Annotated in this window: 21 protein-coding genes; 5 read left to right on the top strand and 16 right to left on the bottom strand. The window is 39.8% G+C overall.

Annotated features, from left to right (window positions below; genetic code table 11):
* Position 1: 1 nt before the first annotated feature.
* The 7 genes from terS to V6Z54_RS11905 all read right to left on the bottom strand — a co-directional run bounded on the left by terS (position 2) and on the right by V6Z54_RS11905 (position 2728).
* Entirely contained in the window at positions 2-646 is a 645-nt protein-coding gene (gene terS, locus V6Z54_RS11935; protein ID WP_269102309.1) for a phage terminase small subunit, read from the bottom strand.
* A gap of 151 nt (positions 647-797) precedes the next feature.
* Positions 798-1316 (bottom strand): sigma-70 family RNA polymerase sigma factor, encoded by a 519-nt coding sequence (locus V6Z54_RS11930; RefSeq protein WP_338527358.1) that lies wholly within the window; start codon positions 1314-1316, stop codon positions 798-800.
* Between the two features lie 127 nt (positions 1317-1443).
* Entirely contained in the window at positions 1444-1650 is a 207-nt protein-coding gene (locus V6Z54_RS11925) for an XtrA/YqaO family protein (RefSeq protein ID WP_041088552.1), read from the bottom strand.
* Positions 1647-2048 carry a hypothetical protein gene (locus tag V6Z54_RS11920; protein WP_041088550.1) on the bottom strand — a complete coding sequence of 134 codons (402 nt, stop codon included), beginning with the start codon at positions 2046-2048 and terminating at the stop codon, positions 1647-1649. Before V6Z54_RS11920 ends, V6Z54_RS11925 begins: the two co-directional genes overlap by 4 nt.
* A gap of 50 nt (positions 2049-2098) precedes the next feature.
* Complete coding sequence (locus tag V6Z54_RS11915) at positions 2099-2338, bottom strand: hypothetical protein (protein WP_117616630.1); 240 nt, start codon at positions 2336-2338, stop codon at positions 2099-2101.
* Positions 2316-2468, bottom strand: a complete 153-nt coding sequence (locus V6Z54_RS11910) for a hypothetical protein (protein ID WP_175297167.1) — start codon at positions 2466-2468, stop codon at positions 2316-2318. The genes V6Z54_RS11915 and V6Z54_RS11910 overlap by 23 nt, the downstream gene beginning before the upstream one ends.
* A complete protein-coding gene (locus V6Z54_RS11905; RefSeq protein ID WP_338527357.1) occupies positions 2465-2728 on the bottom strand; it encodes a helix-turn-helix transcriptional regulator in 264 nt (87 codons plus the stop codon). Before V6Z54_RS11905 ends, V6Z54_RS11910 begins: the two co-directional genes overlap by 4 nt.
* A gap of 159 nt (positions 2729-2887) precedes the next feature.
* On the opposite strand from V6Z54_RS11905, the gene V6Z54_RS11900 reads away from it, so the two are divergent.
* From V6Z54_RS11900 to bioB, 3 genes are all read left to right on the top strand, one after another.
* Entirely contained in the window at positions 2888-3265 is a 378-nt protein-coding gene (locus tag V6Z54_RS11900; protein ID WP_338527356.1) for a helix-turn-helix transcriptional regulator, read from the top strand.
* Between the two features lie 217 nt (positions 3266-3482).
* Positions 3483-3836 carry a hypothetical protein gene (locus tag V6Z54_RS11895; protein ID WP_041088544.1) on the top strand — a complete coding sequence of 118 codons (354 nt, stop codon included), beginning with the start codon at positions 3483-3485 and terminating at the stop codon, positions 3834-3836.
* A 158-nt stretch (positions 3837-3994) separates the two neighbouring features.
* Positions 3995-4990 carry a biotin synthase BioB gene (gene bioB / locus V6Z54_RS11890; RefSeq protein ID WP_338527355.1) on the top strand — a complete coding sequence of 332 codons (996 nt, stop codon included), beginning with the start codon at positions 3995-3997 and terminating at the stop codon, positions 4988-4990.
* 34 nt (positions 4991-5024) lie between these two features.
* Here the strand turns inward: bioB and V6Z54_RS11885 are convergent, their stop codons facing one another.
* From V6Z54_RS11885 to V6Z54_RS11870, 4 genes are all read right to left on the bottom strand, one after another.
* Positions 5025-5498 (bottom strand): hypothetical protein, encoded by a 474-nt coding sequence (locus V6Z54_RS11885; RefSeq protein WP_024423274.1) that lies wholly within the window; start codon positions 5496-5498, stop codon positions 5025-5027.
* Positions 5499-5669: 171 nt separating this feature from the next.
* Entirely contained in the window at positions 5670-6503 is an 834-nt protein-coding gene (locus V6Z54_RS11880) for an undecaprenyl-diphosphate phosphatase (protein ID WP_269102313.1), read from the bottom strand.
* Positions 6504-6630: 127 nt separating this feature from the next.
* On the bottom strand, positions 6631-7773 hold the full coding sequence (locus V6Z54_RS11875) for an AI-2E family transporter (RefSeq protein WP_041088540.1): 1143 nt from the start codon (positions 7771-7773) through the stop codon (positions 6631-6633).
* Between the two features lie 65 nt (positions 7774-7838).
* A complete protein-coding gene (locus tag V6Z54_RS11870) occupies positions 7839-8231 on the bottom strand; it encodes a hypothetical protein (protein ID WP_338527354.1) in 393 nt (130 codons plus the stop codon).
* 197 nt (positions 8232-8428) lie between these two features.
* Here V6Z54_RS11870 and V6Z54_RS11865 point away from each other — a divergent pair, with 197 nt between their 5' ends.
* Positions 8429-9421, top strand: coding sequence for a Gfo/Idh/MocA family oxidoreductase (locus tag V6Z54_RS11865; RefSeq protein ID WP_041088538.1), 993 nt, complete (start codon positions 8429-8431; stop codon positions 9419-9421).
* 73 nt (positions 9422-9494) lie between these two features.
* Here V6Z54_RS11865 and V6Z54_RS11860 read toward each other — a convergent pair whose 3' ends face one another.
* The 5 genes from V6Z54_RS11860 to V6Z54_RS11840 form a co-directional block, all read right to left on the bottom strand.
* On the bottom strand, positions 9495-10019 hold the full coding sequence (locus V6Z54_RS11860; protein WP_073979098.1) for a type 1 glutamine amidotransferase domain-containing protein: 525 nt from the start codon (positions 10017-10019) through the stop codon (positions 9495-9497).
* Positions 10020-10109: 90 nt separating this feature from the next.
* Positions 10110-12101: a methyl-accepting chemotaxis protein gene (locus V6Z54_RS11855; RefSeq protein ID WP_338527353.1), complete on the bottom strand. Its 1992-nt coding sequence runs from the start codon at positions 12099-12101 to the stop codon at positions 10110-10112.
* 164 nt (positions 12102-12265) lie between these two features.
* Complete coding sequence (locus V6Z54_RS11850) at positions 12266-14242, bottom strand: methyl-accepting chemotaxis protein (RefSeq protein WP_338527352.1); 1977 nt, start codon at positions 14240-14242, stop codon at positions 12266-12268.
* Positions 14243-14414: 172 nt separating this feature from the next.
* Entirely contained in the window at positions 14415-16406 is a 1992-nt protein-coding gene (locus V6Z54_RS11845) for a methyl-accepting chemotaxis protein (RefSeq protein ID WP_041088530.1), read from the bottom strand.
* A 125-nt stretch (positions 16407-16531) separates the two neighbouring features.
* Positions 16532-18523 (bottom strand): methyl-accepting chemotaxis protein, encoded by a 1992-nt coding sequence (locus tag V6Z54_RS11840; protein ID WP_041088528.1) that lies wholly within the window; start codon positions 18521-18523, stop codon positions 16532-16534.
* 156 nt (positions 18524-18679) lie between these two features.
* Here V6Z54_RS11840 and V6Z54_RS11835 point away from each other — a divergent pair, with 156 nt between their 5' ends.
* The gene (locus tag V6Z54_RS11835) at positions 18680-19420 is read left to right on the top strand and encodes a protein-glutamine gamma-glutamyltransferase (RefSeq protein WP_034282523.1); all 741 of its coding nucleotides are present in this window, start codon (positions 18680-18682) and stop codon (positions 19418-19420) included.
* Positions 19421-19422 lie beyond the last annotated feature (2 nt).

Below are 19422 nucleotides of genomic sequence, written 5' to 3'. Positions count from 1 at the left end.
GTCATGAGTCGTCCTCTTTTCGCTTGATCATGATTTGAAGATCTTCCTCTTTTTCTTCACGCACTGCTTTTTTTGTTTTTTCGATCGTCAGTTCAATTTGTTTCAGCCTTAATCTTCGTTCATCCTTCGCATGTGCGAGCTCTTCAAACTGTTTTATTAAACGCCTGAGTTCACCCATTGCACGGGATTGTGCATTTAAAAACGTCGCATGCCGATCCCATGAAAATTGAAACGAATATTCTTCTGACGTGATGTCTAGTTCTGGCTGAATGCCTTCTCCTGTTTCTTCTAATGAAGAAGGCATGTATGCCGCCTTTTTCCGCTCTTTGATCATATCCTCTTGATCTGCTACATACATGATTCGCTGCGCCCGAATAATGGCTGCATATTGAATTTGAATTTGATCCCAGATTAAATCAAGCGATGTGCGTCCATCCATTTTCTCCATGATTTCAATCGTTTCATCTGAAAGAAATTGATTGAAGATCGAGTGTGCTTGCTTAGACGAAGTTTTTTGTCTTTGCCATCCGTATCGCCTTTTCCACGATTTGACGGTATGGATCGAGACATTGTAATGATCAGCAATTTGCTGGTACGTCATCCCCTTCATATAATCCTGCTTGGCCTCTATCCGTTTATCTTTCATTTACATTCACCTGCCGCCTCCTTTTAATTCGAATGATTCCCTCTGAAGGAATCATTTGTGTAGGGCTAGCAAACATTCGTTTGGTCTTTCTAACTATAGGTGGCAACTGTAAGACAAGCTTTAGCTGATTTATTTTGGATAGAAAAAACGCCTATTCAGCAGCTCTGAATAGGCGTTTTTGTACTTTTTTGGACATCTTCGTCCGCGCTCTTTCCATATGTTTTTGCACAGTTCCTTTTTTGACATCCAGCATGACCGCAATCTCACTAAACGATAATCCTTGTGTTGTGTGCATAAAGAATACGTCCTTTTCTCGATCTGTTAAGACAGACAAAGCTTCATCAATTCGTTTTTTGTCTCTCTCACTGACTTCTCTTTCTTTCTCTTGAATAAGGGTATATTCATGTGATAAAGCCTCTAACACTTCTGGATTTGCAAGAATCGTGCGCTGATAGACTGAACGTCTGTCTAACCCTCTGCGCGCACCTGGCTCTCTTCCGATTTGTAGCCATTCTACTACGTATTCTAGATCGCTCACCATACTGGCGATCATTTTTTTATCATGCTTGTCTTGAACGGACAGCTGATGTTCTTCTTTTTCTTTAAATGGTTCATATTGTTTTCTAGCATTCTTTAAGGCTCTTTTATATTCAATGAGTAAATCTTGCATATTGGCTCTCTCCCTTTTTTAAGAAAATAAAAAACGGACACCAATCAGGTCCCCTTTTAACAGGGTCTTGATCAGTGTCCGCAGGCTTTCCGTCTTGGACATATTATGATTTGATGTGTTTAGTCAGTTAGCTGATTTTAAAACCAATCTCGTGATCTACTCTTGCAAAATGACCTTTTGCCGTTTGAATAATGGTTTTTCCATGTTCAGGTACATCCATTTGATAAGCCGTTCCTACATTTCCATCTAACACGATGACTTGAATTTTTCCTTTTTCCATCTCACCGACAAATGTTTGGTTATCTTGAATGACTAGTTGTTTTGGCTCGTTCATATGCTTGTCTCCTTTTTTGGTGATGGCCTCGTGCCACCACCTACCGTATTGATAATGATTTCAACTCTTTCACACATACTATAAAACTGGGAAACTCTTAAATCGACAATCTGCAGAGGGACTTGATCGGCTATAGAATGAAGTGCTTCTTGAATATGCTGTAGACTTGGCTGTAAGATGCTGACGTGTATCGGGCGTATCAGCCCTTTTTCTGCGTATGTACGCTTTTTTTGGCAGTCAGCTATGTCAAGCGGCATGTGATCAAATAAACGAATTTCAAGTGATAGTGCACCTTCTAATTTTTGCGGGCATTGTACTTTTGCAGCTGATCGTATTCTTTTCATCAATGTCTCTTTTGTTAACAAATGCTCATGTTCAATGATTAAATGGATGACCATGTTATGATCTCCCATCATCCTCTGCCCACTGGCGGATGTCTTGTTCGTTTTTACTCGCTTTGAGCAAGCATTTCAAAAATGTCATGATTTGCTTCCATCGTTTCACGTCGCCCTGATTCCTCCTTTTTTGTCATCGACTTAGCTTTCAGGAGGGTCATATATGTCTCTTTCTCTTCTGCTGTGGCAAAAACAAACATCGGTTTCTGTTGAAAAAAGGCGATCCAGCCGCCAGCTTGGTCTAAACAAAGCTGCGCTTCTTTTCTAGCATCAAACATCAGCTGATGTCTCATCTTCTTCAGATCCCTCCAAACTGTCATCAATTTCTGTTTGGTATCCATATCGTTTCATGTCATATGACCAGTAGCTTTTTGGATAACCAAAGTCACTCATCTGTGTCACCATTGGATGTTCAATATTCACTCTGCTCGTCTCTCCTTTTCTAAGAACTGATCTTCTTCTAGGAAATTACTCTTTTTGTGTAACTTTTGACCAAAAAAAAGCTCTTGAACTCCGGTATTCAGCAGATCTGCAATATGCTTTGCTATTTCTAAGCTAGGCTTTGTTCTGCCCATTTCGATATTCGCATAGCCGCTTGTGTACTTATATCCCAATTTTTTCGCCATATAGGTTTGTGTTTTTCCTTGCAATATGCGCTCTTCTCGTAAATTTTCAAGTTTCATCTTTCCACCTCTTACTCAATATGTGTAAGTTATATTCATTATGATAATATACACAAAACGAGTAAGTCAACCATATTTTTATTCTTTTTGTGTATTTATTTATCTTTTCCGTGTAATTCATGATAAAATTTACTCATAACATGAAAAAAGGTGTTTCTGATGGATAATTTGACTGGGAAGATTTTAACTGAATTAAGAGAGAAGCATGGATGGAGCAAGTCAACAGTTGCTAAAAAACTCGGATTAAAGGCGATGTCCACTTATGCAAACTGGGAATACGGCTTGAGAAAGCCTGACGGTGAAATGATTGTGAAAATTGCTGAGTTATATGGGGTCTCAACCGATTATCTTCTCACAGGTAAGGACAAAAGCAGGCCCGATGACGATCTTGCTGACGATCCTGATTTGCAAATTGCGTTTAAAGCCGCCTCAGATTTTTCCGAAGAAGCACGAAGACAAACCATCGATTTTATTAACTACATTAGAGAGAAAGAGAAGCAAAAAGGCCGTCAGCCAAAAAAGCGAGACGACCATTGATCATCTCTTTTCATCTGCTTTACGCTGGGGCGAACCCAGCTTTTTTTATACCTTCTTTTCCCCTAAAAAAAGAAATAGCATATGAATAAAAAATCATGTCTTTCCCAACAAATATATGACAATTTTCTCCATAATTACTCTTTTTTCACATAATTAATTTGACATATAATTCTATTAATATTAATATATGTATATACCAAAAAAAGGAGTGTTACCGATGAAAAAATTCATGAAAGTCTGTACATTGTCTTTAGTTGCTTTAGGTGCTCTTACGTTCTCCCAAACTGAAGGTGCTCATGCAGCTGCACAGCCAAAAGAACCAGTCTTAGCAAAAGCTCCTATTATGAATAAAGTAATTACGATCGACCGTAAAGTTAAGGTAGGATGGTCTGGTGCTTTTTCAATTCCAATCAGTAAAATAACTTTGTCCGGTAGTACAGATGCTGTTGAACTGAAACAAACTGCTCCAAATTTCACTTGGGTTTACTTTGTAAAACCTGGCTTTGTTAAAATATCTTATCTAAATTCAGATGGTGAACTTGTAGTTAACAACTATACAATTACCTACTAAAACTCTTTTAAATTTATTAAACTCAAGGCGATGATATCATATCATCGCCTTTAATAATGGACAATCCTCTAAAACCAGCTAGACATTCAATTCTTGCTATAGACCAACCAATATGTTAACTTTTTAATATAATAAGTTTACATATTAAGGGGCTGATGATGATAAAACACATATCTTTTTCTTGGGAAGCGATAGCGGAGAAGGCCATGAAAAATGAACCGATCACGGTGCAAGAGGGTTTAGACATTCTTGAAGCTGACGATAGTGAATTGTTACCTATTATGCATGCAGCCTATCAAGTGCGATTTCATTTTTTTCAAAAAAAGGTGAAATTAAATATGATTTTTAACGCAAAAAGTGGATATTGCCCTGAGAACTGTGGATATTGTTCACAGTCGATGATTTCAAAAGCACCGGTTGAAAGATATACAATGCTTGATCAAAAGACCATTGTAGCTGGTGCGCGTGAGGCTCTCAAAAGAAAAGCCGGGACTTATTGTATTGTGGCAAGCGGGAGAGCGCCTTCTCATAGGGAATTAGATGAAGTCACAGCAGCAGTCAAGGAGATCACTGAAACGACGCCTTTGAAGGTGTGTGCCTGTCTTGGGTTATTAAACGAAGACAAAGCGAAGCGGCTGAAGGAAGCGGGTGTTCATCGGTATAATCACAATATCAATACACATCATGATCATCATGCTCACATTACGACAACTCATACATACGATGACCGCGTGTCGACCATCGAGCAGGTCAAACAGTCTGGCATGTCACCTTGCTCAGGGGTCATTATTGGAATGGGTGAAACCAATCAGCAAATCGTAGAAATGGCTTTAGCGCTCAGAGCACTTGATGCGGATTCAATTCCAGTCAACTTTCTTCATGCCATCGAGGGAACACCGCTTGAACATCAAGAACGGACACATCCGATCAAAGCATTGAAAGTGCTGGCAATGATGAGATTTGTCAATCCAACAAAGGAAATTCGGGTATCCGGAGGTAGAGAGTTTAATTTACGGACACTCCAGCCACTCGCACTTTATGCGGCAAACTCGATTTTCGTTGGTGATTATTTAACAACAAAAGGCCAGCAAGTCCAAACGGATCATCACATCATTGAAGATTTAGGGTTTGAAATAGAAGAATGTGCGTTATAAAAAAGTCTGCCGATTCACCGGCAGACTTCTAAGATTAGAATCTTTTATGAAAATCGACAGTTCCGCTTCCATCTTCTCGGTCAAAGCTGCCAACAAACGTCCAGTTAATATATCCACCGTCACCATTGTTGACAAACGTACCATCTTCAAATACCCAAATACCAAACGTAATACCGTCATATTCAACACTATCATAGTAGACAACATTGTTCAGACCGCTAAAGTCGTGATCTTGGCTTAAGTTTTGGACAACTACGTTGTAGTTTTGACCTGCTTCATAGAACGCACTATATGCCGCATTTTTTACGAATCCATCACGATTTTGAGATGATTTTACTGCTTGTTCAATTTTATCGGCAATGGCTACTGGATCAATAGAGACACTTCCATCAACACCTGTTGTTGTAGCAGCTTCAGCCGTTTGACCAAAAGTCGTAAGAGATAGAGGGGCAGCAATCATTGACGTAGCGATGACAGAACCAACAAACATTTTACTTGTTTTTCTCATATTTTCTAACTCCTCCTTTAATTGGTATGTTTATGTACTACCCCTTTATCTGTCACTTAAACACTAATTTATGAAAAAAATTCTTATTCTACCAATTAAGAGGGTGTTTTTACTGTTTAATTAGGCGAAATAACAAAGAAACTACTCTTTATAAAAGAGTAGTTTCCAGTATTACATGAACAGGATAAATAAAATCACACCTAGGATAATTCGGTATATCGCAAAAGGCACCAGTTTGATTTTATTGATCAGTTTTAGGAAGAATCGAACTACAAAGAGAGCCACAACAAACGCACTCACAAAACCGACGATAAAGAATGGCAGCATGTCTGTTGTTAAATATTCGGCATTTTTCAAAAGGGTTAACAGGCTTGCTCCCGCCATAATCGGCATCGCCATGATAAATGTAAAGTCTGCCGCAGCACGGTGATTCAAACCAAGAATAACCCCGCCTGCGATCGTCGAACCTGAGCGCGAGAAGCCTGGCCATAATGCCAAACATTGAAACAGTCCAATATAAAGCGCCTGTCTGTATGTCATGTTATCGACAGAGCTTGTATCTGTTTTCCGTTTATTGATCCAGTCAGCGACAAGCATCAGCACTGCCCCTAAAATCAAACCGACAGCGACCGTTCTGACGTCAAATAAGTATTTATCAATATAATCTTCAAATAAGAATCCTAAAATGACGGCTGGAACAAGTCCAACAGCAATTTGGGCGATGGTCAGCTTATGCCCGCTGCGCTTTTGTTCTTCGGTGATATTTTTCTTTAAGCCCAATAAGTTTAAAATACGATCTTTAAACACGATCATGACAGCTAAAATAGAGCCTAACTGAATCACGACTTTAAATGTGTTAGCCGCTTCTGGCGTAATTATTTCCTTTGATTTTAACCAAAGATCATCGACAATGATCATGTGACCTGTAGATGAAACAGGTGCATACTCTGTTAATCCTTCGACAATTCCTAAAACCAGTGCCACGAATAAATCCCATAGATTCATGATTTTCTTTCCTTTCAATTCTGATCTTTTGAACACGCCAAACATCTATGTCCACATAAAGACAAGCTTCCTTTATCGAAAGCTCGTCTTTATGATACTATATTTTTTTCAAAAAAAGATTATGACATCAAACCTTTTCTTCTTTATACAAATTGGACCGCATTTTGAACCAATCAAACAAGTGGGTTGTGATGACCTTCAGAACGGCATACGTCGGAATAGCGACAATGATGCCGATTACGCTGAACAATTTACCAGCTGTTAATAGAACAAAAATAATCGTAATTGGGTGAATATGAAGGTTTTTCCCCATCACCTGAGGAGAAATGAATTTCCCTTCTATGAGCTGAACCACTGTCCAGACAATAATGAGTTTTAACAGCATCACTGGTGACGTCACAAGTGCAATCACAATCGCTGGTGTAATCGCAATTGTTGGACCAAGGTAAGGCACTACGCTTGTACATGCCGCAATGATAGCGAGCAGCAGCGCATAGTCAAGTCCAATAATCATATAGCCGATTAACAGAAGAACACCGATACAGAAGCTGACAATAATCTGTCCGCGAATATACGAGCTCAGACGGTGGTTCATTTCGTGAAGCACGATATGTGTATGTTCTCTCATTTTATTTGGAATGAATTTCAAGAAATAGTCAGGCAGCTTTTTGCCGTCTTTTAATAGATAAAACAGGATGAACGGCACAGTCACGATCGAGATGATAACTTCTGTGAGCGCCCCTAAGAATGTTCCTACACCGGTAAAGGTGCTTTCCAAAATCTTCGTCGCTTGACTAGATGCTTTACTTACCAATTCAGACACATTAAAGTTCATCGTTTTTTGCACTTGATTAATAAAGTTACTTCCTGTTAATTGTCTAATTTGATCTTCTACCGTATCGACGTATTTCGGAAGATTATGAAATAGACTCATGGTTTGAGCTTGTAAAAAAGGAATAATAGACACGATGGTCACTGTAATAATCCCAATAATGACAATATATAAAAGCAAAATGGAATAGATCCGCTTGATTCTTGCTTTCTCTAACAAGTTGACAATTGGATTTAATAAATAATACACGACCCCCGTTAAAATAATTGGTAAGGCAATGGTTTTGACGAGTACAATGAGCGGTGTGAAAATAAATGATGTTTTCATGAAAACAAGGATATTCAATCCGATTAATAGCAGGACGAGTAAAAAGAGAACAAACTTGTTATCAAGAAAAAATTTTCTAAATCGACTGCTCCACATTTGCATAGAATTCATATCGTTCCTCCAAACACGGGCTATTTTATGAGTAAATTGTACACTACTTGATCATGATATGGTGATCATTGTTTCAGCTTTTTTTCCCATTTTGCAATAGACATCGCCCATACAATGAGAATCGGCTGTCCAATAAGTCTTATCCATAGCAAAGCTTGTTCTGTATTTTCTTGACCTGGAAATGGTATTCCCTCACGTGCAGCAAATAAGTTTGCCGGGAAAATGAGTACAAGATAGACAGCAATGAATTTTGCCGCTGCAATCCTGGAATTCGGCAAAAGCAGCAGCACGGCCAGCAGCCATTCAAGACATGCAGTCGCATAGACCATTACATATGGAAATGGCCAGCCTGGCATCATGCGGGCAAAGCCACTCGGCTCTATCACATGAAAAATACCAGCCGTTATGAATAAAAGCGCAAAGGTGTATGTACTTCCTATATGCAGGACGCGCTTCATGTTTCCTCCTCTCCCTTCTATCCAGAGTATTACCCGAAGAAGGAAGAAACTACCCACTTTTCGTACATTTATATCCTTTATGTAAGACGCATCAGCCTATATAAAGGTTTCATCCGCTTTTCAATAAAAAGAATATTCTTTCATACAAACGCTTTCAAAGCATGTATAATCAGAGGAAAGCAGAAGGAGGGAATCACATGATTCGATTTGCTGTCATCGGAACGAACTGGATTACAGATCGGTTCTTACAAGCTGGTGAAGGAATCGCTGATTTTACATGTACAGCCGTCTATTCACGATCCGCTGAAAAAGGACAGGCCTTTGCCGAAAAATACGGGATTGAGACGGTTTTTACGAACTTACAACAAATGGCGGAAAGTGATACGTTCGATGCCGTGTATATTGCGAGTCCAAATGCCCTTCATAAAGAGCAAGCCATGTTGATGATGGAGCATCAAAAGCATGTTTTATGCGAAAAACCATTTGCCTCTCATCGAAAAGAAGTGGAAGAAATGATTGCCGCAGCAAAAAAACATCAAGTGTGTTTGATGGAAGCGATGAAAACGACATTTCTGCCAAACTTTCTGCAAATCAAACAGCACCTTGATCAGCTTGGACCTATCAGGCAAGTGGTCGCGCATTACTGTAAATATTCCTCAAGATACGATGCCTATCGAAATGGCGAGCTTCCAAATGCCTTTAAGCCGGAGTTATCCAATGGTTCGTTAATGGATATCGGGGTGTACCTCGTTTACCCAGTCATATCCTTATTTGGTCTGCCGAATGAAATCACCGCGAGAGGCTATAAGCTTTCTTCTGGTGTGGATGGTAATGGTTCAGTCCTTTTACAGTATGACGGGCATCAAGCACTTCTTTTTCATTCTAAAATTTCAACGTCTCATTTATCGGCTGAAATTCAAGGCGAGGATGCCACGATGGTGATTGATCAATTCCACCGGCCTTCACGAATCACGATACATGACCGTGACGGACATCAAACTGACATCTCGCTCAAAGATGATCAGCCAGCTATGTCTTATGAAATCAATCATTTTATTGAATGTATTCAGCAGGGAATGGGGCAGTCCCCGGTCAATACATTTGCGTTATCTGTTCAAACCATGTCCGTCATGGACGAAGCAAGAAGACAAATGGGCGTAATGTATCCTGCCGACAGACAAAATGTATAGGGCATGAAATGATGAACAAAGGGCGAATGATTTATTTGTTCGCCCTTTGTTTTTTACGTTTCGTGTCAGTCGCTTATTTTGCCGCTAACACATCCGCAAATGCTTTCACATACGGCGGAAGGTCCGGCGGGCGTCTGCTGGAGATGAGGTGGCCATCTGTGACGACTGCCTCATCGAACCAGTCCGCACCAGCATTTGTCATATCATCTTTAATACCAGGTGTACTTGTCACTTGTCTGCCTTTTAGGATTCCTGCTGATATCAGCACCCAGCCTGCATGACAAATCTGCCCAATTGGTTTTGACTTCGCATCAAATGTACGGACGATGTCTAATACTTCTGGATAACGGCGCAGTTTATCAGGCGCCCATCCGCCAGGAACAAGCACAGCATCATAATCATCAGCTTGAATGGAATAAAAATCTGCATCGGATACCGCCGGCACACCATACTTCCCGATGTACTCATGATTTGCTTTTTCACCTACAAGATGGACTGTTGCCCCTTCTTCTCTTAAACGCAGAACCGGATACCACAGCTCTAAATCTTCAAAATCATCACTGACAAACGCAATGACCTTCTTATCTGATAAACGCATACTATCTCTCCTCTTTTTTCAATTTCCTCTATTGTACGAGATGATCTCTTAAAAAGAAAAGCGGTTCCCCTCGAGGAGAACCACTTGACCTTATTCGCTGATCTTGAATTTTTTAATTAAATCGCGTAATTCTTCCGCCATTTGGGAAAGAGTCGTGGATGAAGAACTAATCTCTTCCATCGAAGCAAGCTGCTCTTCAGCAGATGCTGCGATATCTTGGATGCTTGCTGAACTCTCTCTTGATACATCTGCAATTTCATTCACTGCTTTAGAAATTTGCTGAGATCCTTTCGACAGCTCGCGCACCGTTGTATTCATTTCATTCATTCTTGCTGCGATTTCCGCTGTTTGTTCATTTATTTGTGAGAAGCTTTCTTTCGTTTGATCTGTAATTGTAAGACCATTCTTCACTTCTTCATTCACTGCTTTGAACATATTTTGAGATGTTTCAATTTCAGTGACGATTTCATTCACTAGCTTTTCAATCTCTTTTGCTGAATCCGATGATTGAACCGCTAGTTTACGCACTTCTTCGGCAACAACAGAGAAGCCTCTGCCTGACTCGCCTGCCCGTGCTGCTTCAATAGCGGCATTTAGTGCAAGTAAATTCGTTTGATCCGCTATGCCGTTAATCACGCCTAGGATGTTTGTGATATCTTTTGATTTATGCTCTAGTCCGTTGATCACGCCTTCAGCTTCTTTCACTGAATGGTCAATCGTCTTCATTTGGCCGACAGTTTGCTCCACAAGCTGACCGCCTGTTTCTGCAACTGTTTTTGATTGAACAGATGACGATGTGATGACATCAGACGTTTCGGCAACTTCGTTCAGTCCTTCATTCATTTGTTTTAAATGAACTGCGCTTTGCTCCACCATTTCACTTTGATTTTCATTGCCGTTTGAGAATGTTTCAATAGACGATGTAATATGTTCGGTTGCTTTTGTTGTTTGACCTGCGCTTGCCGTTAGTTCTTCAGATGATGAAGCGACATTCTCAACAGATGTTTGTACAGCTTGAATGACGTCTCTTAGGGACTCACTCATTTCATTAAAGCTTGTGCCAAGCTGTCCAAATTCATCTTTTGAGCGGACATCAATTTTTTCTGTCAAATCTCCTTGACTGATCTTCTTCGAAGAAGAGACAAGAGTGGAAAGTGGTTTTGTAATGGAACGGATGATAAAGAAGATCAGAATCCCGCCAATGATAAGCGCGCCTGCTAAAATGATGGCGGCCATATTAAAAACTGGCTGTGCAGCTTCTTCTACTTCACTGACAAACATCGTCCCGACAATCTTCCAGCCAGTCGCCTTGTTTGTCGTGAACTCCATTTGCTTTTCTTTCCCTTCAAACATATAGCTCATAGCTCCGTTATCTTGTGAATACAGTTTTTCTAACCATTCACCACCAGATATTTTTGTTCCCGCTTTTTTATTTGGATGCGCCACATATGTGCGATCTGGACTTCCAATAAAGGCAAAGCCTTGTTTCCCAATATTAATGCTATTGGACTCTTTAACTAGATTCGCAATGTCTAGGTTCATCGCGATGACGCCTGATCCATCCTCTAATTTTTTAGAGATGGTCACCACAAGTGTACCGGTTGAAGCCGTTGCATATGGTGCTGAAACAGACAGCTCACCGTTTTTCGCCCAGCCGTCTTTATACCAATCCCGCTCAGTTGCGACATAATCGGCAGGCATTTTTTGATTAGGATATCTTGAAAACACTTTGCCGTCACTTGAAGCGACAAAAATGCCTTCTGTGTCATCATTCATACTCATGAACTGCTCAAAGCGTCCTTGAATATCGGTCGTTCCTTTTTGCTTGAGCTTTTTCTCCGTGATCCATTTGCTAAAGAAATCGGCTGCGTCTGTTTTCACTTTTACAACTTTCGTAATATTTTTATCTAGCTGCTCTACGTTTTCCTTTGCACTTTGCATAATTTGATCATTTAAGGAGGTGCTTGCCGTATGGTATGAAGAGAATGCCAATACGATGATTGGGCATAAAAGAATAAATAAGAAAGAGAATACAAGCTTTTTTGATATAGATGGCTTTCTGAAATACTGTATGAATTTCATAAAAAAGAAAACTCCTTTTAGTAAGATAGTATATATATCGGAAGTACTACTATGTTCTTTACTTTTTTAACTTATTAAAGTCTAAATAAGTCCAAAATACCCAATTTATATGCATTGAATGGAAAAACACCTGACGTTTTGGCGTCAGGTGCTTCGCTAATGTCTTACATTTTAAATTGTTTAATAAGCTCTCTTAGTTCTTCTGCCATTTCGGATAAAGTGGCAGAGGATGAGCTGATCTCTTCCATAGATGCAAGCTGTTCTTCTGCTGAAGCCGCGATATCTTGGAAGCCTGCTGAGCTTTCTCTTGAGAGTTCTTTGATTTGATTCACCGCATGTGAAATATCGTTTGAGCCGTGCGATAGTTCTTTAGCTGATCCGTTCATTTGTTTCATTTGTTCTGTTATTTCTGATGTTTTATCATTGATTCTCTCAAAACTCACTTTCGTTTCATCTGTAATATTTAAACCAGATTGTACTTCACCTGCTACTTGTTTAAACATTTTCTGCGATTTTTCTATTTCCTCAACAATTTCATTCGTCAGACTTTCAATCTCTTTTGAAGAGCTTCCTGACTGCTCCGCCAGCTTGCGGACTTCTTCTGCGACAACAGAGAAGCCTCTGCCTGCTTCACCTGCTCGTGCGGCTTCAATTGCAGCATTTAAAGCAAGGAGATTCGTTTGATCAGCAATACCGTTGATGACCCCCAGAATGTTTGTAATATCCTTTGATTTCTGCTCTAATCCTGCAATGACAAGCTCTGCTTCTTTTACTGCCTGCTCAATGGTTTGCATTTGACCTGCTGTTTTTTGAACGAGTTCTCCTCCAGCCTGAGCGGTTTTGCCCGATTCAATCGACGATTCCATCATATGAGAAGTCGTGTCGACCATATGCGATAGGCTGCGATCCATTTCGTTTAACTGGACTGAGCTTTTTTCGATCATATCATTTTGATGTTCAGTGCTGTTTGAGAACTGTTCAATAGATGATGTGATATGCTCGGTTGCTTGAGCTGTCTGTCCTGCACTTGCCGTTAACTCTTCAGACGAAGCAGCCACATTTTCAATAGAATTTTGGACAGCTTGAATGACTTGTTTCAGCTTTGCTGACATGTCGTTAAAGCTTTGTGCAAGTTTACCAATTTCATCGTGCGTACGAACTTCAATATGCTGGGTCAAATCACCTTGACTAATTTTTTCAGCCGATTCAGAGAGCTCTATCAGTGGCTTTCGAATCGATTTAATAATAAAATAAATCGCGATTCCGCCAATGGCAATCGCAGCCGCAAGGATGATCATTGTTAAATCGAGCACTGGCTGTGCGGCTTCTTTTACTTCATTCACATACATCGTTCCAGCAAGCTTCCAGCCTGTTGCTTCATTTGTGTCAAAAAACATTTGCTTCGGCTGGCCATTGTATTCATATTCAAAGCTGCCTTCTTTTTTATCATATAGTTTTGAGATGAAGTCACCAGTCAGCTTTGTTCCCGCCTTATCGGTTTTATGGGCCACATAACGCTGATCTGAGGTGGCGATAAACGCATAGCCTTCTTGGCCAATTTTGATGCTGTTTGTATCTTTTACAACCGTATTTAATCGTACATTCACCCCGATCACACCAGATCCATCTGCTAATTGTTCTGATATTGTGATGAGCAGGTCATCTGATGATTTGTCGGCAAAAGGTTCTGAAATGATGAGTTTCTTCTCTCCCATCGATTGCTGAAACCATGGTTCATTTTTTGCGCTCTTTGCATTACCTTTGTGAATCTTGGAATATTCAGTTAGTTTACCATTTCGATCTGCAACAAATACTTCTACTACATCGTCATCTGTTTCCGATAATTGCTCTAATTTCACTTTGAGTAAATCTTTGTTTTTAGCAGTCAATTCTTCCTTTTTGACCGATCTGGATAAATATGAAACAATGTCAATTTTAGGCTGTATATCTTTATTAATGAGTTCGTTTAATTGTTGAACACCATTTGCAGCACTAGACATAATCTCATCATTAAGAGACTTTGATGCCACTTCATAAGAAAATGCAGCCAATACGAGAATTGGCACTAGGAGAATCGCTAAAAATGCAGTAATTAATTTCTTCGACATCGTAAAGTGCTTAAAAAAGTTGATTTTTTTCATGACTCTACTCCTTTTGATTTATGTTTTGTGATCTTTCTCTTCTATTCTTAGGTAATATGAATTATTTTTCAAGGAATAATGTTCAAGAAAAACAAAAATAAGTATAATTACCCATTCCTTTTGATTTATCCAATGAAAAAGAGCCTCTAGCTGGAGGCTCTTTTCTTCCTGTCTATTCAACCTTAAATTTGCTAATTAAATCGCGTAATTCTTCTGCCATCGAAGAGAGAGTGGCAGAGGACGAGCTGATTTCTTCCATTGATGCCAGCTGCTCTTCTGCTGAAGCAGCAATGTCTTGAATATTTGCCGAGCTTTCACGTGATACGTCTGCGATCTCACGAACAGCCTCTGACACATGTGCAGAGCCTTTTGAAAGCTGGACAACGGTTTGATTCATTGTTTGAAGCTGGTTAGAAATTTCTTTTGTCATTTCGAAAATATTGTGGAAGCTTACTTTCGTTTGTTCAGTGAAGCTTAGGCCTGATTGAACTTCTCGATTCACCGCAGTGAATACTTCCTGTGATACGTCGATATCTTGCACGATTTCTTTGATCAAATTCTCAATTTCTTTTGCCGAGTTGGCAGATTGAACAGCCAGTTTTCTTACTTCTTCAGCTACAACGGAGAAGCCTCTGCCAGATTCACCAGCTCTTGCTGCCTCAATTGCTGCATTTAGTGCAAGTAAATTCGTTTGATCGGCAATTCCATTGATGACACCAAGAATTTGGGTAATGTCTTTAGATTTACTTTCAAGCGCACTGATGACGTTCTCTGCCTTTTTCACGGACTGATCAATGACATTCATTTGAGAAGCCGTTTTTTCAACAAGCTGTCCGCCTTCTCCTGCGATATCTGTTGATTTGATCGATGAAGCAGTAATAGATTCGGCCGATTCATTCATATTTTGAAGACCACGGTTCATTTCTTCTAGCTCGACTGAGCTCAATTCGACTTTATCATTTTGACTTTCATTTCCGCTGGAGAATTGTTCAATGGCTAATGTAATATGCTCTGTTGCTTTACTTGTCTGTCCTGCGCTGGCAGTCAGTTCTTCTGATGAAGATGCGACATTTTCGACTGAAGCTTGAACGGCTCCAATGAGAGATCGCAATGAGTCAATCATCGTATTAAAGCCTTTACCAACTTGTCCAATTTCGTCATCTGATTGGATTTGAAGCTTATCGCGTAAATCACCTTCGCTGACTTTTTTCGAGAAGCGGGCAAGATTGGATAATCTTTTTGAAATTGAGCGGACGATAAAGAAAATGAGGGTTCCTGCTACAATGAGTGTGACACTGAATACGATAATGGCTGTATTGAAAACGGGCTTTGCCGCTTCTTCTACCTCAGATACGAGCATCGTTCCACCAATTTTCCAGCCGGTTAATTCATTGGTGACATATGCAACCTTTTTATCTGTTCCTTTGAGGGTATAGCTGCCGCTTCCTTCTTTGTTTTTAAAAATAATACTGGCCAGATTCTCATTGACCTGACTTCCTGACTTTTGGGTTGGATCTGCTAAAACGGTTTTATCTTCCTCCATGATAAAAGCATAGCCTTTTTGCCCAATTTTGATTTCTTTAAGTTTTTGGAGCAGGCTATCAATTTCCATATCAAGACCAATGACTCCTGAACCATCTTTCATCTTTTGGGCAATTGTGATCACCATTTTGCCTGTGGATGCTGCTACATATGGTTTTGTGATGACTTGTTTGCCGTTTTCTGCTTTCAATGCCTCTTGATACCAAGGACGTTCTCTTGGATCGTAGCCATCCGGCATCTTTTGAACTGGATATTGCATAAACAATCCCTTTTCAGAGCCTGCATAGATCGCAGAAACATCTTTTTCATTAATTTTTCCAAATTGCTGTAATTCTTTAATGGTCGCATTTCTATTTTTTTCTTGAAGGTTAGACGCTTTGAGTGAGTCTGCAAACAGTGTCACAGCATCTGCTTTGTTTCCAATATTCTCATTGATTAAAGTATCAAATGCATTGACCTGACTCATCGCACTGCCCATAATCTGTTTGTCTAGCTCTGTCTTTGATGTGAAAAACGCACTAATTGTCAGTGCAACGGTTGGCAGGATTAGGACTACCAAAAAAGCAATGATTAATTTCTTTGAAATGGATGGTTTTTTGAACCATTGGATCATTTTTCCCATTTTAACTTTCCCCCTTTACTTCTCTAAAGTTATTATCGGATGAAAGGTTTATTTTTAGAGACTGGAAATGTCGTTTAAAAATAAAAAAAATACCCAGACAATTCTGGATATTTTTTCATCATTATTTAATTAATTTTAAATTGACTTGTGAGCTCTTTTAGTTCCTCTGCCATGTTGGCAAGTGTCACAGAAGAAGATGTGATTTCTTCCATAGATGCTAGCTGCTCTTCTGCGGAAGCCGCAATGTCCTGAATGTTTGCTGCGCTTTCTCTAGAGACTTGGCGCATCTCCTGCATCGCTTGTGAAACAAGCTTTGAACCGCTCGATAGGTCAATGGCTGTATCGTTTAATTGCGACAGTTTTTTCGACATTCCTTCTGCCGCCTCATAAATGTGCCGGAAGCTTTCTTTTGCTTCTTCTGTCATACCGAGTCCTGCGTTTACTTCTCGATTGACTGCTTTGAACATATCTTGAGATTTAGCAATTTCTAACACAATTTCTTGGATAAGCTTCTCAATTTCTTTCGCTGAATCTGCGGATTGGACAGCTAGTTTTCTCACTTCTTCTGCAACGACGGAGAAGCCGCGTCCCGATTCACCTGCTCTTGCTGCTTCGATTGCTGCATTAAGCGCAAGTAAATTCGTTTGATCCGCAATGCCGTTAATGACATTTAAAATACTCGTAATATCTTTAGACTTGTATTCTAATTCTTTCATGACCTGTTCTGCTTCTTGTACAGATGTATCAATATGTTTCATTTGGCTCGCTGTGCTTTCAACAATTCGTCCGCCTTGACCAGCCGCCTCTGTTGATTGAAGTGAGACGGCAGCCACTTCAGATGAGGTTTGTGACATATCTTGTAATCCTTCGTTCATTGCCACAAGCTGATTCGTACTAGATTCTACTTTCTCGTTTTGTGCTTCATTTCCATTTGAAAATTGTTCAATCGACATCGTGATATGCTCTGTTGCTTGACTCGTTTGGCTGGCACTTGCCGTCAGCTCCTCTGAAGCCGAAGCCACATTGTCGACAGATTGCTGTACAGCACGAATGACGTCACGAAGTGATTCACTCATCTTGCTGAAGCTTCTTGTGAGATCTCCTATCTCATCCTTCGATTTCGTTTCAAGGGTTTCTGTTAAATCCCCTTCACTCACTTTTTCTGAGAAATCAACGAGCCTTCTCAGTCCAATTGTGATCGAGCGAACGATGAAGAAGATAGCGACACCGCCAAGAATAAATGAAGAAATTAAAAGAATAATGGCAGAATTCCAAACTGGCTGTGCTGCTTCTTCTGTTTCTGATACAAACATCGTTCCAGCAATTTTCCAACCTGTTAAATCATTTGTTACAAAAACGATACGTTTTTGTTCTCCTTTATTCTCATAAGTTGATGTTCCTTCTTTGCCGCTGTAAAGGATAGATGAAATATTTTCTGTGACCGTAGATCCTGATTTTTCTTCTGGATGGGCTACAATTTGTTTGTTTTTATTTGCAATAATTGGATACCCTTCTCGTCCAATTTTAATATCTTTTATTTTATCTACAATGTCTTGCACATCAATGTCAATTCCGATCGCTCCCGACCCGTCCTTCAGACGCTGGGCAATCGTGACTACCATGCCGTTTGTTGTAGCAGAGATGTATGGATTGGTGACAACTGGCTCTCCTTTTTCATTCTGCATCGCTTGCTGATACCAATCGCGTGTTGTTGGATCAAAGCCTTTTGGCATGTCTACATTAGGAAACTGAATGAAATCACGATTTTTACTTGCTGCATAAAAACCAACCACATCTTCTTCATTGATTTTGCTGTATATCTCAAGATGCTCATACAGTTCGTCCTGGTTTTTCTTTTTAAAGTCTGCAGCAGTAGATGTTTCAGTAAAAAGTTTCACCGCATTTTCCTTATTCGAAAGCTTTTGCTCGATCATGTCATTCAGTTCATTGACTCTTGCATTTGCTCCGTACATGATTTCATGATCTAGTTCTTCTTTGGCAATCTGATATGAAATCGTACTGAGTGTAATAATGGGCAAGACGAGAACAAGTGTGAATGAAATAATCAATCTTTTAGAAATCGATGGTTTTTTCAACCATTTTATTACACTTTTCATGTTTTTCCTCCTTTTAAACGTTATTTTATATATCGGACGGCTTGATATTATTTTCATGTTTTTCAAATAAAAAGGATGACTTTTTGTTTATTTTCACAAATTGATTCCTTGCCCAAGCACCCTGCATACGCTAATACAAAAGGGGGCGCTTTTCATATGATTATCCTTTCAGGACAGCCAGTGACAAATGAGCAGCTGGCATCGTTTCAGCTAGAAGGACAAAAGCGGATCATTTTGATGCAGTTACAGGCCTCGAATGATACGTTCCGCTATAGGCAAGCATCTGATTTGTTATTTGAAGTCACTTTAAGATCCAACATTATGAATGCTGCAAGAGATTTGAATAAAAGCGGTGCCTCATTTGCCATCTTTCAAAGATCGCGTGCAAATGATGCGTTTTGGCGTGTATCAGAAGCAGGAGCACTAGAGCTGCGCTATCAAGTCGAGCCTTCTAGAGGCATTAAAGACATTTTTGAAAATGGTTCAAAATATGCATTTGAATGTGCAACGGCGATTGTCATTGTGTTTTATATGGGGGTCTTGCAAACAGTAGGCGAGGAGAAGTTTAATCGAAGACTTCGCAGTTTAACACTGTATGACTGGCACTATGATACTTTGTCAATTTATACAGAGCGCGGAAATGATTTTATCTATGGGGATTGCTTATATTTTGAAAATCCAGAGTTTAGCTATCAGCAGTCGCAATGGCGCGGGGAAAATGTGATTTACTTAGGAGAAGATCAATATTACGGTCATGGGCTTGGAATTTTAACAGCGGCAGAAATTATCGACAAACTGAATAAGAGAAGACGGCCAGGTGCGGTTCAATCCGCTTATTTATTACCGCAGACTACCCGGATGGATGTGATTTATCTCAGGCAAATGTTTGGCAGCTAAAA

This window comes from Bacillus sp. MAG717A, from assembly GCF_036884855.1.
Classification (GTDB): Bacteria; Bacillota; Bacilli; order Bacillales; family Bacillaceae; genus Bacillus; species Bacillus safensis.
The sequence above is the reverse complement of the archived record's forward strand: the minus strand, read 5'-3'. Positions and strand labels throughout refer to the sequence as shown.